The following is a 14,298-nucleotide window of genomic DNA, read 5'->3' as shown; positions in this document are numbered from 1 at the left end:
GGAGGGGCCGATGATGATCTGCCGCCTTACCCGCCTCGCCACCCTTCTGCTTCTGCTTGCCGCCGGGCCTGTCCTGGCGGCGGAGCGGAGCGTCACCATCGGCTTCGGCATCGTTGCCGGGGCGGTGGCGGTCGGCTGCGCCGCCCCTGCCGCGGCGCTGGGGCTGCCTGCGGTTGCAGCCGGCCTGCGCGATGGCCGCTTCTATGTCCACGACCTGGCCCTGATCGATGCGGCCGGCAAAGCCTGGCCGGTCATGCTGGACGAAACGCTCTGGCAGCATGACGGCGTCGCCCTGATCGATGCCGAAGACGCCACCGGCGCATGCCGCGAGGGCACATCTGAGACCAATACCCGCGTCACGGGCCGGGTGGATGACGGGGCCGGGGCCGGCCCCTGGCGGTTGGCCTTCACCCTGGGCGTGCCACAGCGGCTGAACCATACCGCCACCGATCTGGCGCCGCCGCCGCTGGACCTGGCGGCGATGGGCTGGGGATGGCAGGCGGGGCGCAAATACGTGAAGCTGGAACTTGTGCCCGAGGGCGGGGTGGCACGGCCGGATGGCGGCCGCGCCGGCACCTGGTTCCTGCATCTGGGCGCCACCGGCTGCACCGGCAATCCGGTCACCGGCGAGATCGTCAGCTGCGACCGGCCCAACCGGCCGGGCGTGGTGACCGCAGCGTTCGATCCCGCCCGCGCGCAGGTGGTGCTGGATCTGGCGGTGCTGTTCGCCGCCACCGACCTTGCGCGCGACCAGGGCGGGGCGGTGGGTTGCATGAGCGCGCCCGACGATGCCGATTGTGCGGCGGTTTTCGAACGGCTGGGGCTGGCAGGGGGCGTCGCCACCGCCTTTCGGGTGGTGGCGAAATGATCCGGCTGCTGCTGGCCCTGACCATGGTCTGGCTGGCGGTTGCCGGCGGCGCCCGTGCGGAGGGCTGGGTCTGGGATCTGCCGGCCCATGTCCCGCCGCCGCGCGTGCCGGCCGACAATCCGATGACCCCGGCCAAGGTGGAGCTTGGCCGGCGGCTGTTCCACGACCCCAGACTGTCGGGCAACGGCACGCTCGCCTGTTCGGACTGTCATCTCCAGGCGCTGGGCTTCGCCGATGGCCGCGCCCATCCGGTGGGCGCCACGGGCGACGTGGTGCGGCGCAATGCCCAGGGGCTGGCCAATGTCGCCTGGAATGCCAGCCTGACCTGGGCCAACCCGGCGCTGGTGACGCTGGAAGCGCAGATGGCCGTGCCGCTGTTCGGCATCGATCCGGTGGAGATGGGCCTGACCGATGCCAATCGCGAGACGGTGCTGAACCGCTTCCGGTCCGATCCGGAAATGGTCGCGGCCTTCCGGACCGCTTTCCCCGAGATGGCCGCGCCGGTGAGCCTGACCTCGATCATCCGCGCGATTGCCAGTTACGAGCGCAGCCTGGTCTCGTTCTCGTCGCGCTACGACCGCTGGCTGGCGGGCGAGGAGAGTTTTACCGAGGCCGAACGGCGCGGCCATGACCTGTTTTTCGGCGAAAAGGCCGAATGCCATCACTGCCATGGCAGCTTCAACTTCAACGATCAGGTGGTGCACGCGCGCAGCCGCGTGGTCGACCGCGCCTTCCACAACACCGGGCTCTATGACCTGGACGGGACCGGCGCCTATCCGGCCACGGATCGGGGGCTGATCGAGATGACCGGCCGCGCCGGGGATATGGGCGCCTTCCGGGCGCCGTCGCTGCGCAATGTGGCGGTGACCGCCCCCTATATGCATGACGGCAGCGTCGGGATGCTGGAAGAGGTGCTGGAGATCTACGCCGCCGGCGGCCGGCAGATCACCGGCGGCCCGGATGCCGGCGACGGCCGCCGCAATCCATGGAAGAGCGATCTGATCGTGCGCATCGATCTGGATGCGCGCGACCGCGCCGATATCGTCGCCTTCCTGAAGACCCTGACCGATGCGCAGTTTCTGACCGACCCACGGCATGCCGCGCCCCAGGATTGAGTCAAATTTAAATACTCGCGGTATGATGAAAATACGAGTCGACTCAACATCAGGATAAACATAGAGTCATGAAAGCATCGTAAGCCCGATACGGGTGTGATGCATATGTGAAGACCGGATGAATACATCATTCGGACCCCATGATTATTGTCAAAAGGAGACGCTCTCATGTCGATCAAGATCAGCGCCCGCAAGGCCCTGCAGATCGCCGGCCGCGCCGGTGCGCGCTGCGCCACCATCTGCGCCGTCGCCGGCTGAGCGGGTGCGGGCATGTGGGGAGCGGCCGTCCGGCCGCTCCCCATCCCCGACACCATTCCTGACGATATGCCCGACGACGGAGGTGCCGCCTTGCGGATCGGCTTCAACTTCACCCTGGGGGCAACCGCACCGATGGTGCGGCGGCTGATTGCGGCCGGGCGGATCGACTATGTCGAACTGCTGGTCGACAATTTCCTGGCGGTGCCGCCGGCGCAGATCGCGGCCGCCTTCGATGCCCCGGTGGGGCTGCACATCATGTTTTCGAAATTCATGGAACGGCCCGAGGCGGAGCTGGACGAGCTGGCCCTGCGGCTGACGGCGATCATCCGCGAAACCCGGCCGATCTATGTGTCGGACCACATCGCCCGCTTCACCCATCAGGGCCGGCATCTGCTGCATCTGGCCGAGATCGACTATGCGGGCGAGTTCGAGCGGGTGGCGGACCGGGTGGCGCGCTGGCAGGACCGGCTGGGCTGCACCATCGCTTTCGAAAACTATCCCTCGATCATGGATGGCGGGCGGGATGCGCCGGATTTCTTCCGGCGCCTGACCGCACGGACCGGCTGCACGGTGCTGTTCGACGTGTCGAACGCGGTTTGTGCGACCCATAATTGCGGCCTGCCGTTCGAGGCCTGGACAGAGGTGATCCGCAGCGCCCGGCAGTTTCATGTCGCCGGCTATGACCACTCGGTCGGCCAGCCGCCGATCGTGCTCGATACCCATGACCGGGCGCTGGCGGCCGATACCCGCGCGGCCCTGGCCCTTTGCCGTGCGCTGGTGACCGACCCCGATGCGACCATCACCTATGAGCGCGACGACGACCTGGATGAGGATCGGATCATCGCCGATATCGATACGCTGCGTGCGGTGATGGGTCGGGAGCCGGCCCATGTCTGAGCGGCGGATCGACAGCGACCTGCTCGACCATCTGACCGTTCCGGCCCGGCATGACGAACTGGGCGTCGGCTCGCGGGCCTGGGTGAGGGTCGATACCAGCCTCAGGATCTACTGGCACACCCTGTTCGACATCTGCCCGGGACTGTTGAGGCTGGACGGCGAGGATGGCCGGCCGTCGGATGGTCAACCGTCGGACGGCCAACCATCGGACGGCATGAGTATCTTCCGCCCCTTCATGGCCTTTGCGGCCGAGCGCGGGCTCAGTTTCGACTGGACGTATTATCTTTGGGTGGATGTCTGGCTGCAGGGCTCAGGGTTTCGCGACCGGGTGGACGACGACCTGCGCCTGACCCTGATCGGGGCGGCGGCGGCACGCTGGGCGGTGACCGACCGGAGCCCGGCGGTGGGGCTGGTGATCGGTACCCGGAGCGCCGATCGCGGGGCCCTGCCGCTGGTGGTGGGCTGGAAGCCCGCCGATCTGGAAAGCGGGCGCGAGATCGAGACCCTGGAGCTGGAAGACCCCCTGCCCGACCCGGCAACCCCCTTCGGCTGGTTCACGACCACCAGCCGGTCGCTGGATCATTTCCCCGGCTGGCGGGATCTGCCGCTCTGATCAGGCCGCGAGGCCGGCATCATAGGCGGCGATGGTGGCATCGGCCCGGGCGCGGACATCGGCGGCACTCATGCCCGGTTTGTAGAGGCTGGTGCCGAGACCGAAGGCGGTGATGCCGGCCCGGATATAGTCGGCGAAATTGCGGTCGGACACGCCGCCCACCGCGGCGATCACCAGCTCGGGCGGCAGGACCGCGCGGATGGCGGTGATGCCCTGGGGGCCGAGCACGCTGGCCGGGAAGAATTTGAGGCCGGTGGCGCCGGCGGCAGCGGCGGCGAGCGCCTCGGTGGCGGTGAACACGCCCGGCATCGAGACCATGCCCAGACCATGGGCGGTGCGGATCACCACCGGGTCGCAATTGGGGGTGACCAGCAGCCGGCCGCCGGCCTGGTGCAGGCGGGCGACATCGGCCGGGGTCAGCACCGTACCGCCACCGACGATCACCGGCTCGGGCGCCAGCCGTGCCGCGATCCCGATCGAGCGGAAGGGGTCGGGCGAGTTCAGCGGGATCTCGATCGCGGTCAGCCCGGCCTCGATCAGCTCCGACACCACGGCTTCGGTCTCGTGGGGCTGGATGCCGCGCAGGATGGCGATCAGCGGCCGCGCCATCGGCGGAAAGGGAATGCGATCCATCAGGCAGGTCTCCGTCGGTGGGCCCGGTCAGGTATGTGGCAGTCAGGTGTGTGGCAGTCAGGTCCGGGATGGCCAGATGCTGCGGGCGGCAAGCGAGAGGCCGCCCAGCACCGCGGCATCGGCATCGATCACCCGATGGGGCAGGCCCGCCACGTCGAATGCCACGCCATAGAGCCGCGCGAGGCGGCCCGCGGCGATCAGCACCAGCTCGCTGCCGTCGGCGGTGTGGCCGCCGGCGATTTCCAGCCCGATCAGGCTGCCCGAGATGGTCTCCCGCGCGGCGGCGGCCCCCCGGCCGAACAGCAGCTGACCGCCGCGAACCTGGAACAGCAGGTTCGCGATCCGCGCCGGTGCGGCGAGGGCCGCGGCGACGGCCTGGCGGAAGGCCTCCATATCCTCGTCGTCGGGGGCGCCGGCCACCGCATGGGCGAGGATGGTGTGGCCGGTGACGGCGGCAAAAAGCTCGCCGGTCATGAAGGTGCTGAAGGCGCTGAGGCACCCCTCGGCGACCCGGCCCCATTTCGAATGGGTGCCGGGCATGCAGAGCGTGGCCGCCTGAAGGCCGTGGGCGGCAAGGGCGCCCAGGATCTGGGTCTCCTCGCCGCGGATGACGTCGGGGGCGGCCGGGTCGCGCCGGGCGATGCCGGGCAGGATGCGGACGTCGCGGGCGATGCCGGGCACGCGCACTGCGCCGGCCGCGATCCCGGTCAGCCGGGCCGGGGTGTCGACATAGCCGGCCTCCACCCAGCCCTGACGGGCACCGACCATGCCGCAGGCGAGTGCCGGCACGGTGGCGGGCACGCCCAGATCGGCGAGGTGGCCTTCAAGCACCGCCTCGAAACCGGTCGCGGCGGCCGTGGTCATGCCTTCGGCGCTGCGGCGTTCGGCGAGCACCCGGCCGTCATGGCCGATCAGCCAGAGCCGGAAACTGCTGGTGCCCCAGTCGAGGGCGATGAAGGCTGTATCATGCATCCGGTCACCATGCCGCTGGGTCAGGCAGGCAGGGCACGCGCCCCGACCCCCGGATGCTGACCCGTCCGGCCGCTCAACGGAAGCGGAAATCCTCGGCGATGATCCGGTCGGGGGCCAGGCCTTCGGCCAGGAACTGGCGGGTCATGTCGCGAACGAAAGCGGGCGTGCCGCAGAGCATGACGGCGATGCCGTCGTCGAGCGGCCGCACGGTTTCCAGCACCCGGGCGGCGGTCAGCCGGCCGCGATCGGCGGTGGTCCACAGCTCGTAGTCGATCCAGGACTCGGCCTTGGGCACGGTCTCGCGGATCTCAGCGTCATAGGGGGCGTGGGCGGCATCGCGGGCCAGATACCACAGCCAGACCCGGCGGAAATCGTCGTTGACGGTTTCAAAGCGCAGCATGCCGAGAAAGGGCGTGATGCCGATGCCGGCGCCGATCCAGATCATCCGCCGGTGCCGGCCATGGCGATGGGGCGAGAAGCCGCCGAAGGGGCCGAAGACATCGATCGGATCCTCGGGCGCGAGCGTGACCAGCCCGCGGGTGAAATCACCCGCCATGCGGATCGAGACCCTGAGATCGCGCTCTGCCGGCGAGGAGGAGATGGAGAACGGGTGCAGTTCCGCAAGGCCGGGCCGGGCGATGAACACGAAGGTACCCGGTTCGTAGATCATCCGCCGGGCGGTCGGGCGCAGCACCAGATCGAGCGTGTCGTCGGAGACCTGCCGCAAGGCCCGCAGCCGATAGGGGTAGCGCGGCGCCAGCCGCCGGTAGAGCAGCACCCGCCAGACCCAGGCCCCAGCGCCGGTCAGCACCAGCACCCACATCCAGAAGCGCAGCGGTTCATAGGCCCGGATGGTCGGGCCGGCGCCCAGGGCATGGGCGGCGGTGGCGATGAAGATCGGCCCCAGCAGGCCATGCAGCGACAGCCAGCGTTCATAGCGCAGCCGGCCGCTATAGGCGAGCCCGGTCCAGAGGATCACCACCCAGAGGATCAGGGCGTTGAAGCCTGCGGCCCCGCCGGACCAGAAGGGGATCAACAGCCCCGCCACCGAGCCACCCGGCCGCAATTCGGATGGGATGTAGAGGGCGACATGCACCAGTACCAGGCCGATGGCGATGGGGCCGAGCTGCCGGTGCAGCCGGACCGCGCGGTCCAGCCCGCCGAACAGCGGTTCTATGCTGCGGGCCCGGGCAGTGGAGAGCAGCAGCACCGCCATCAGGGTGATCGACCAGGCCGAGAGCAGCAGGCTGGGCGGGCGCCAGTCGGGAAGAGGGCCGGCAGGCAGAGGATCGGCATCGGAGATGGCCGCACGCCCCAGCCCCCAGAGCAGGGTGGTGATGATGAGAGCTGCCAGCGTCAGCCACCATCCCGGCGCCATGGCGACCAACCGGTGCCGGATGGTCTGCAATCCCATCCTCATCCCCGTCATTCCCTCTTTTGCCATCATCTCCGGTCGGCCGAACGGAAAACGGCGGACACCAGGGGTATCCGCCGTTGCGTCAGGCCGGTCGCACCGTCAGCCGCGGGCGTCGGGCAGCATCCGGCCCAGCGGCCGGCCGCCGATCACATGCACATGGAGGTGCGGCACCTCCTGATGGCCATGGGCGCCGATGTTGGAGATGATCCGATAGCCGGTTTCGGCGACACCGGTGATGCGGGCGATTTCGCCCACCACCTTGAAGAAGTGACCGACCACCTCGGGGCCTGCCCCGGCGGTGAAATCGTCGAGCGAGACATAGGCGCCCTTCGGGATCACCAGCACATGGACATCGGCAAGCGGCCGGATGTCGCTGAAGGCGAGCACATGCTCGTCTTCGTAGACGGTCTTGCAGGGCAGCTCGCCGCGCAGTATGCGGGCGAAGATGTTGTTCGGATCATAGGCCATGGGAGGGCGGCTCCGGATGGACGGTCTGAGGTCGGCCGCCATGTTCCGGTGTGCCGCCCCGGTTCGTCAACCCCGGCCGCCACGCCCGGGTGTCCGGCCTGGCCCCGGCGTCTTCAGTTCTTGCGGTTCTTCTTCTCGTCGATGCCCGAACGGCCCTCGCGGCGGCCGAGCGTGGCCATCACATCGGCCGGGTCGAGGCCGGCATCGGCCCAGAGCACCATCAGGTGGAAAAGCAGATCAGCGCTTTCGTCGATCAGCGCGTCCTTGTCCTGGGCGACCGCGGCGATAGCGACCTCGACCGCTTCTTCACCCACCTTCTGGGCCATCTTCAGCCGGCCCTTGCCCAGCAGCTTGGCGACATACGAGCTGGACGGATCGGCCCCCTTGCGCGACCGGATGGTGGTCACAAGGCGGTCGAGCACGTCCCAGTCGGTCTGGCCGGCGGTGTCGTTCTTTGTCTTGATGGTGTCAGTCCGTCCGTCGGCCATACAGCGTCTCCGGGTCGATCTCTGGGGTCATGATGGTGGTGATGTCGCCGGTCTCCGGGTTCACCTCGTCGAAAAAACAGCTCCGCCGGCCGGTGTGGCAGGCGACGCCCTGCTGGTTCACCAGCAGCAGCACCGTATCGCCGTCGCAGTCGATACGGAACGCCTTCAGGTGTTGCATCTGGCCGGAACTTTCGCCCTTGCGCCACAGCCCCTTGCGGGACCGCGACCAATAGACGCCGCGGCGGGTGGCCAGCGTCTCGCGCACCGCCGCCTCGTTCATCCAGGCCATCATCAAGACCTCGCCGGTCGCGGCATCCTGGGCGATGGCCGGAACCAGACCGTCGCCGTTGAAATGGATGCGCGCCACCGCCGCGTCGAAGCGGTCCGCAGCGCCGGCAGCGGCCGGCACGGTCGCATCGGTGTCGTGGGTGGAGCACATGGGATGCGGTTCCTTGGAACAACAGAGGGAAAATTATGACAGTTGCAATCTGGTTCCAACCAGATACGCCGCCGTCATGGGATATTCATCAAGAGCGCGAGGTTTCGGCGCAGGCTTACTGGCCCGGCAGGCGCACAGGGATGCCCGCCGCGGCCATATGCTGCTTGGCCTCGGCGATGGTGTGCTGGCCGAAATGGAAGATCGAGGCGGCCAGCACCGCCGAGGCATGGCCTTCGCGCACCCCTTCGACCAGATGGTCGAGCGTGCCGACACCGCCGCTGGCGATCACCGGCACCGTGACCGCATCGGCCATGGCGCGGGTCAGCGGCAGGTCGAAACCCGCCCGGGTGCCGTCGCGGTCCATCGAGGTCACCAGCAGCTCGCCGGCGCCGTACTCCGCCATCCGGACCGCCCAGTCGACCGCATCGATGCCGGTGGGCTTGCGTCCGCCATGGGTGAAGATCTCGAAGCGGCCGCTGTCGCCCAGCTTGGCATCGATCGCGACCACGATGCACTGGCTGCCGAACTTGCCGGCGGCTTCGGCGACCAGTTCGGGGCGGGCGACGGCGGCGGAGTTGATCGAGACCTTGTCGGCACCGGCCAGCAGCAGGGCGCGGATATCCTCCAGCGCCCGCACGCCGCCGCCCACCGTCACCGGCATGAAGCAATGTTCGGCCGTGCGGGCGACGACATCCAGGATGGTGCCGCGGTTCTCGTGCGAGGCGGTGATGTCGAGGAAGGTGAGTTCGTCGGCGCCGGCGGCATCGTAGAGCCGGGCCTGTTCGACCGGATCACCGGCATCGCGCAGGCCGACGAAGTTGACGCCCTTGACCACGCGGCCGTCCTTCACGTCCAGGCAGGGAATGATGCGGGTCTTCAGCATGGCCGGGTCCTTGGCAGGAAAGGGACGTCCGCGTGGGAAGAAGGCAGGGTCGGATCAGGCGCGGCCGGCAGCCACCGCCAGGGCCGCGGCGGGATCCAGCCGGCCGTCATAAAGCGCGCGGCCGGTGACCACGCCGGCGACGCCGCGATGTTCCACCGCCTTGATCGCGCGGATGTCGTCGATCGAGGCGACGCCGCCGCTGGCGATGACCGGGGTGGTCAGCCGCTCGGCCAGGCGCGCGGTCTGTTCGGCATCATGGCCCTGCAGCGTGCCGTCGCGGCCGATATCGGTGTAGATGATCGCGGCGGCACCGGCATCTTCGAAGGCGAGGCCCAGATCCACCGCGCTCATGGTCGAGGTCTCGGCCCAGCCTTCGACCGCGACCATGCCGTCACGGGCATCGATGCCGACCGCGACCTTGCCCGGGAACAGCCGGCAGGCCTCGCGCACCAGCGCCGGATCGCGCACCGCGATCGTACCGAGGATCACCCGCGCCAGGCCGCGGGACAGCCAGTCCTCGACGGTGGCGAGATCGCGGATGCCGCCGCCCAGCTGCACCGGCAGATCCACCGCCTTCACGATCGCCTCTACCGCGGCCGCATTCACCGGCCGGCCGGCGAAGGCGCCGTTCAGATCCACCACATGCAGCCATGCGAAACCCTGGTCGCGGAAACGGGCGGCCTGGGCGCCGGGATCGTCGGCGAAGACCGTGGCACGGTCCATGTCGCCCTGCACCAGACGCACGCAGGCGCCGTCCTTCAGATCGATGGCGGGATAGATGATCACGGGGCTGTCGTCCTGTCGAAGTCGCGGAAGTCGGAAGGAAGCTTTGCCTGCAGATGCGAGGCCGGGCCGCTCAGGGCCGCCAGCGCAGAAAGCCGGCGATCAGCCTCTGGCCCACCGCCTGGCTCTTTTCCGGATGGAACTGGGTGCCGATCAGATTGTCGCGGCCGACGATCGCCGTCACCCGGCCGCCATAGTCGGCGGTGGCGAGCAGATGCGCCGGATCATCGACGGTCATGGCATAGGAATGCACGAAATAGACATGCGCCCCCGGCTCCACCCCGGCCAGCACCGGATGGCGGCCCGGTTCGAAATCGAGCGCGTTCCAGCCCATATGCGGGATCTTGAGCGCGGGATCCGACGGCGCCAGCGCCTCCACCCGGCCGCCGATCCAGTCGAGCCCGGGGGTGACGCGGTGCTCGAAGCCGCTGGTGGCGAGCAGCTGCATGCCGACGCAGATGCCGAAAAAGGGTGTGCCGCGGGTGGTGACCGCCTCGGTCAGCGCCTCGGCCAGACCGTCGGCACCGTCCAGCCCCGCCCGGCAATCGGCGAAGGCGCCCTGGCCGGGCAGAACCAGCCGGTCGGCCGCCAGGATGCGGGCGGGATCGGCACTCACCAGCACCTCGGCGGCCATCCCGGCCTCGTCTGCGGCATGGGCGAAGGCCTTGGCGGCAGACCTGAGGTTGCCGGAGCCGTAATCGATGACGACGATGTTCATAGGTGCTTCCGGGTAGAGGGGCCAGACTGGGTCGTGGCCGGATCAGACAGCCGGGCGGGGGCCGGCACAGAGGCCGAGGTCGCTTCCGGGTGGGGGCGACCGGTCTGGTTTCGGGGCCCGGGCGCCGGGGCCGTCAGGCCCTCAGACGCCGAGGCCCCCGGCGTGGCCGAAGGCACCGGGCGCGGGGCCCCGCCCTCCCTGGTCGTAGCCGCGTGCATCGCGGCGGATGGCGGCGTCGCGATGCAGGATCGCGGCCTTGTACAGCGCCTCGTCGGCGTCATCCGCGGCGATCGGGCCGATCTCGCGCCAGCCCAGACGGTCGTAGCGCCGGCGGCGAAGATCGTTGGCGACGACGCCGTAGATCGCATTTACCGCCACGGCGGCGATGGTGACGGTGGCCTCCCCGGCGCCGACCGCCCCCAGACCCCCCGCCAGCACCATGCCTGCCACCAGGATCGCCGCGGCTGCCGCCCATTGCCGGTGCCAGAGCGCCCAGAGCACCCCCAGCACGAAGGCCGCCCACGAAAAGCCCTCGGCGACGACGCGGGCGCGGTCGACCGGGCTGACCAGAGGGGGGACATGGACCGAATAGATGCGCATGGGCTTCGGGATGAGGGAAGGGTGTGACGGACGGAAGAGGTCAGAGCGAGCCGCCGAGCACGCCCTTGGTCGAGGGCACCGAGCCGGCCGCGCGCGGGTCGATCGAGATCGCCTGGCGCAGCGCCCGAGCCAGACCCTTATAGCACGACTCGACGATATGGTGATTGTTCTCGCCGTAGAGATTTTCCACGTGCAGCGTTACCCCGGCCGCCTGGGCGAAGGCCTGGAACCACTCCTTGAAGAGCTCGGTGTCCATCTCGCCCAGCTTGTCGCGGGTGAAATTCACCTTCCAGATCAGATAGGGCCGGTTGGACAGGTCGAGCGCCACCCGGGTCAGGGTCTCGTCCATCGGGATATAGGCATGGGCGTAGCGGGTGATGCCGCGCCGGTCGCCCAGCGCCTTCGCCACCGCCTCGCCGATGGCGATGCCGGTATCCTCGGTGGTGTGGTGGAAATCGATATGCAGGTCGCCTTCGGCACGCAGGGTGAGGTCGATCAGGCCATGGCGCGAAAGCTGTTCCAGCATGTGGTCGAGAAAGCCGATGCCGGTCTTCACGTCGTAGCGGCCCTGGCCGTCGAGATCGACGGTCACGGAAATCCGGGTCTCACGGGTGTTGCGCGTGATCGTGGCGGTGCGCTCGCTCATCTCGTCTCCACTGGGATCGTCGCCGCAGGTGCGGTGTAGATGTATGAAATTCCGCGGGAAAACCCAATTGAAATTCGTTGCGGTGCAAATTCGCAGGCAGCCGCAGGGCGCGCTATGATGCGGGTGACCCGTCTGCGATGCGAGACCCGCCCTTGAACGACCCGCTGAAAAAACTGTCCTGGGACGATCTGCGCATCGTGAAGGTGATCGGGGAAGCCGGCAACCTGGCGGCGGCGGCCGGCCGGATCGGCATCAACACCTCCACCGCCTTCCGCCGCCTGGGCGAGATCGAAGCCGTGCTCGACCGGCCGCTGTTCGAACGCCGGCGCAGCGGCTATGTCCCGACCCCGGCGGGCGAAGAACTTGTGGCGCTGGCCCAGCGTCTGGAGGTCGACATCGTCTCGGTCACCCGCCGGATCACCGGTCAGGACCAGGACGAGGCGGGGGAGATCCGGATTGCGACCAGCGACACTTTCGCAACCTGGCTGCTGCCGCCGGTGCTGGCCGGCTTCACCGCGCTGCATCCGGGCGCGCGGGTCGAGGTGGTGGTCGGCAACGGCGCGCTCAACCTTGCCCGCGGCGAAAGCGACGTGGCGCTGCGCGCGACCGACGACCCGCCCGAAAACCTGGTCGGACGGCGCGTGGCGCGCATCGCCTGGGCGCCCTATCGCCAGCGCCGCGCCCATGACGAGGCGGGCGGCCACATGCCCGACGATCTTGCCTGGGCCGCCTATTGCGACGAGCTGGCCGGGCTGAAAGCCAACCGTCATCTCGAGACCCGGGTGCCGGCGGAACGGATCGTGTTCCGGACCAACACGGTGCAGGGCATGGCGGCAACGCTGGCCGCGGGGCTGGGCGCCGGCTGGCTGCCCTGCCTGGTGGGCGATGCCCTGCCCGATCTCGCCCGCCTGGGCCCCGCCGACGAGGCGCTGTCTGACGGGCTCTGGCTGCTGACCCATCCGGATCTGCGCAAATCCGGCCGGGTGCATGTCTTCCTGGAGTATTGCGCGGCAGCGCTGACGAAGCGCCGGCCGTTTATCGAGGGGCGTGGCATCGAAGGGCATGGCGGCAGCTAGCGGCCGTCGAGAATCGCCGCGATCCGGGCCATGGCGGCATCGATGCGGGCGGGGTCGACATCGGCGAGGCCGAACAGCAGGCCCGGCCGGGGCGGGCCCAGATGAAAGCCCGACATCGGCTCGGGGCCGTAGCCTTCGGCGGCGAGCCGGCGGGCGGCGGCGGTATCGTCGGTGGCGGGGTCGTGGAACCAGCTGGCGAGCTGCAGCCCGCCCTCTGCCGCGGGGCCGGTCGTCAGCAGATGGCCGAGGCGGGCCTCAAGGGCTGCCGTAACCGCGGCCCGGCGTTCGGCATAGGCCGGGATCATCCGCCTCAGATGCGCGCGCAGCCTTCCGTCGCGCATGAAGCGGGCAAGCGCCGCCTGGACATGGCCCGACACCGCGGCACCGCCACGGCGATGGGCCTCTGCCAGCGCCGGCAGCAGGGCGGGCGGGGCGATCAGATAGGCGACGCGAAGCCCCGGGGCCAGGGTTTTGGAGAAGGTGCCGAGATAGACCACGACGCCTGCCCGGTCGATGCCCTGCAGGGCGGCGATGGGGTGGCCGGCATAGTGGAACTCGCTGTCGTAATCGTCTTCGACCACCACGGCACCGGCGGTTTGTGCGGCTTCGAGCAGGGCCAGCCGGCGTGGCAGAGTCATGGTCACCCCCGTCGGGTACTGGTGTGAGGGGGTGGTGTAGATCAGCCGGGGCGGCGCCGTGCCGGCTGCGGCGGCGACGTCGATACCCTGTGCATCGCAGGCGACCGGTACCAGCCGGGCGCCTGCCGCCTGAAACACCGCCCGCGCCGAGGCATAGCCCGGCTCTTCCATCCAGACCGTGCCGCCCGGCGGCAGCAGCACCCGGGCGAGCAGGTCGACCGCCGCCCGGGTGGAGGGCAGGATCAGCACCCGTTCGGGCGTGGCCGAGACACCGCGCACCGCCGTGACATGGTCGACGATCAGGGCGCGCAGCTCCGGCAGACCGGCGGTGCCGGCATAGCCCAGATCGGTGGCGCGGACCGATCGCGCCGCCGCCCTGAGACAGGCCGCCCAATCGGCATAGGGGAAGGATCCGAGGTCGGGCACACCGGGCGAGAAGCGGCGGCGCGGTGCGCCGGCCCCCGGGAGGGGGGCGATGGCCGTCATGGCCGCCGGTGCTGCCGGGCGCGGCACCACCGCCGCGACCCGGGTGGCGGAGCCGGCGCGCCCCTCCAGATAGCCCTCGGCCTTCAGCCGGTCATAGGCGTTGACCACGGTGGAGCGGGCGACACCCAGCGCCGCGGCCAGCGCCCGGCTGGGCGGCAGGCTTTGCGGCGCGGTCAACCGGCCGTCGAGAATCCGGTCGCGGAGGCTGCGATAGATCTGCCCCTCCAGATCACCGGCCGCACGGTCCAGCGCCAGCCAGGCCGGTATCGCCGCCATTGCCGCCCTCCCTTTCACGATTGG

The 14,298-nt window shown here is 69.5% G+C and carries 18 protein-coding genes; 6 read left to right on the top strand and 12 right to left on the bottom strand.

All coding sequences use genetic code 11. The features are described from left to right. The first annotated feature begins 10 nt into the window (after positions 1–10). From TMO_RS16990 to mbnC, 5 genes are all read left to right on the top strand, one after another. Complete coding sequence (locus TMO_RS16990) at positions 11–868, top strand: MbnP family copper-binding protein (RefSeq protein WP_014746887.1); 858 nt, start codon at positions 11–13, stop codon at positions 866–868. Continuing rightward, on the top strand, positions 865–1,983 hold the full coding sequence (locus TMO_RS16985) for a methanobactin export MATE transporter MbnM (RefSeq protein WP_014746886.1): 1,119 nt from the start codon (positions 865–867) through the stop codon (positions 1,981–1,983). Before TMO_RS16990 ends, TMO_RS16985 begins: the two co-directional genes overlap by 4 nt. Before the next feature lie 168 nt (positions 1,984–2,151). After that, positions 2,152–2,241 (top strand): methanobactin, encoded by a 90-nt coding sequence (gene mbnA, locus TMO_RS30555; protein WP_074448731.1) that lies wholly within the window; start codon positions 2,152–2,154, stop codon positions 2,239–2,241. A gap of 90 nt (positions 2,242–2,331) precedes the next feature. Continuing rightward, positions 2,332–3,138: a methanobactin biosynthesis protein MbnB gene (gene mbnB / locus TMO_RS16980; protein ID WP_041606794.1), complete on the top strand. Its 807-nt coding sequence runs from the start codon at positions 2,332–2,334 to the stop codon at positions 3,136–3,138. Next, positions 3,131–3,751: a methanobactin biosynthesis protein MbnC gene (gene mbnC, locus TMO_RS16975; RefSeq protein WP_014746884.1), complete on the top strand. Its 621-nt coding sequence runs from the start codon at positions 3,131–3,133 to the stop codon at positions 3,749–3,751. Before mbnB ends, mbnC begins: the two co-directional genes overlap by 8 nt. Here mbnC and TMO_RS16970 read toward each other — a convergent pair whose 3' ends face one another. From TMO_RS16970 to hisB, 11 genes are all read right to left on the bottom strand, one after another. Further along, entirely contained in the window at positions 3,752–4,384 is a 633-nt protein-coding gene (locus TMO_RS16970; protein ID WP_014746883.1) for a 2-dehydro-3-deoxy-6-phosphogalactonate aldolase, read from the bottom strand. 57 nt (positions 4,385–4,441) lie between these two features. Next, entirely contained in the window at positions 4,442–5,356 is a 915-nt protein-coding gene (locus tag TMO_RS16965; RefSeq protein ID WP_014746882.1) for a 2-dehydro-3-deoxygalactonokinase, read from the bottom strand. Positions 5,357–5,429: 73 nt separating this feature from the next. Beyond that, a complete protein-coding gene (locus TMO_RS16960; protein WP_187297792.1) occupies positions 5,430–6,764 on the bottom strand; it encodes a ferric reductase-like transmembrane domain-containing protein in 1,335 nt (444 codons plus the stop codon). 108 nt (positions 6,765–6,872) lie between these two features. After that, on the bottom strand, positions 6,873–7,241 hold the full coding sequence (locus TMO_RS16955; protein ID WP_014746880.1) for a histidine triad nucleotide-binding protein: 369 nt from the start codon (positions 7,239–7,241) through the stop codon (positions 6,873–6,875). Between the two features lie 113 nt (positions 7,242–7,354). Further along, complete coding sequence (locus tag TMO_RS16950; protein WP_014746879.1) at positions 7,355–7,729, bottom strand: phosphoribosyl-ATP diphosphatase; 375 nt, start codon at positions 7,727–7,729, stop codon at positions 7,355–7,357. Further along, a complete protein-coding gene (hisI, locus tag TMO_RS16945) occupies positions 7,710–8,168 on the bottom strand; it encodes a phosphoribosyl-AMP cyclohydrolase (RefSeq protein WP_014746878.1) in 459 nt (152 codons plus the stop codon). Before hisI ends, TMO_RS16950 begins: the two co-directional genes overlap by 20 nt. A 115-nt stretch (positions 8,169–8,283) precedes the next feature. Next, complete coding sequence (gene hisF / locus TMO_RS16940) at positions 8,284–9,051, bottom strand: imidazole glycerol phosphate synthase subunit HisF (RefSeq protein WP_014746877.1); 768 nt, start codon at positions 9,049–9,051, stop codon at positions 8,284–8,286. A 54-nt stretch (positions 9,052–9,105) separates the two neighbouring features. Then, a complete protein-coding gene (gene hisA / locus TMO_RS16935) occupies positions 9,106–9,837 on the bottom strand; it encodes a 1-(5-phosphoribosyl)-5-[(5-phosphoribosylamino)methylideneamino]imidazole-4-carboxamide isomerase (RefSeq protein ID WP_014746876.1) in 732 nt (243 codons plus the stop codon). 70 nt (positions 9,838–9,907) lie between these two features. Beyond that, complete coding sequence (hisH, locus tag TMO_RS16930) at positions 9,908–10,552, bottom strand: imidazole glycerol phosphate synthase subunit HisH (RefSeq protein ID WP_014746875.1); 645 nt, start codon at positions 10,550–10,552, stop codon at positions 9,908–9,910. 141 nt (positions 10,553–10,693) lie between these two features. After that, positions 10,694–11,152, bottom strand: a complete 459-nt coding sequence (locus TMO_RS29630) for a DUF2628 domain-containing protein (protein WP_014746874.1) — start codon at positions 11,150–11,152, stop codon at positions 10,694–10,696. A 40-nt stretch (positions 11,153–11,192) separates the two neighbouring features. Next, positions 11,193–11,798, bottom strand: a complete 606-nt coding sequence (gene hisB, locus TMO_RS16920) for an imidazoleglycerol-phosphate dehydratase HisB (protein WP_014746873.1) — start codon at positions 11,796–11,798, stop codon at positions 11,193–11,195. 152 nt (positions 11,799–11,950) lie between these two features. Between hisB and TMO_RS16915 the strand changes: the two genes are divergently transcribed. Continuing rightward, positions 11,951–12,874 carry a LysR family transcriptional regulator gene (locus tag TMO_RS16915; protein ID WP_014746872.1) on the top strand — a complete coding sequence of 308 codons (924 nt, stop codon included), beginning with the start codon at positions 11,951–11,953 and terminating at the stop codon, positions 12,872–12,874. Here TMO_RS16915 and TMO_RS16910 read toward each other — a convergent pair. Next, positions 12,871–14,274: a PLP-dependent aminotransferase family protein gene (locus TMO_RS16910; RefSeq protein ID WP_014746871.1), complete on the bottom strand. Its 1,404-nt coding sequence runs from the start codon at positions 14,272–14,274 to the stop codon at positions 12,871–12,873. The genes TMO_RS16915 and TMO_RS16910 overlap by 4 nt on opposite strands. Positions 14,275–14,298: the final 24 nt, after the last annotated feature.

It is taken from the genome of Tistrella mobilis KA081020-065 (genome assembly GCF_000264455.2).
Classification (GTDB): Bacteria; Pseudomonadota; Alphaproteobacteria; order Tistrellales; family Tistrellaceae; genus Tistrella; species Tistrella mobilis.
The sequence above is the reverse complement of the archived record's forward strand: the minus strand, read 5'-3'. Positions and strand labels throughout refer to the sequence as shown.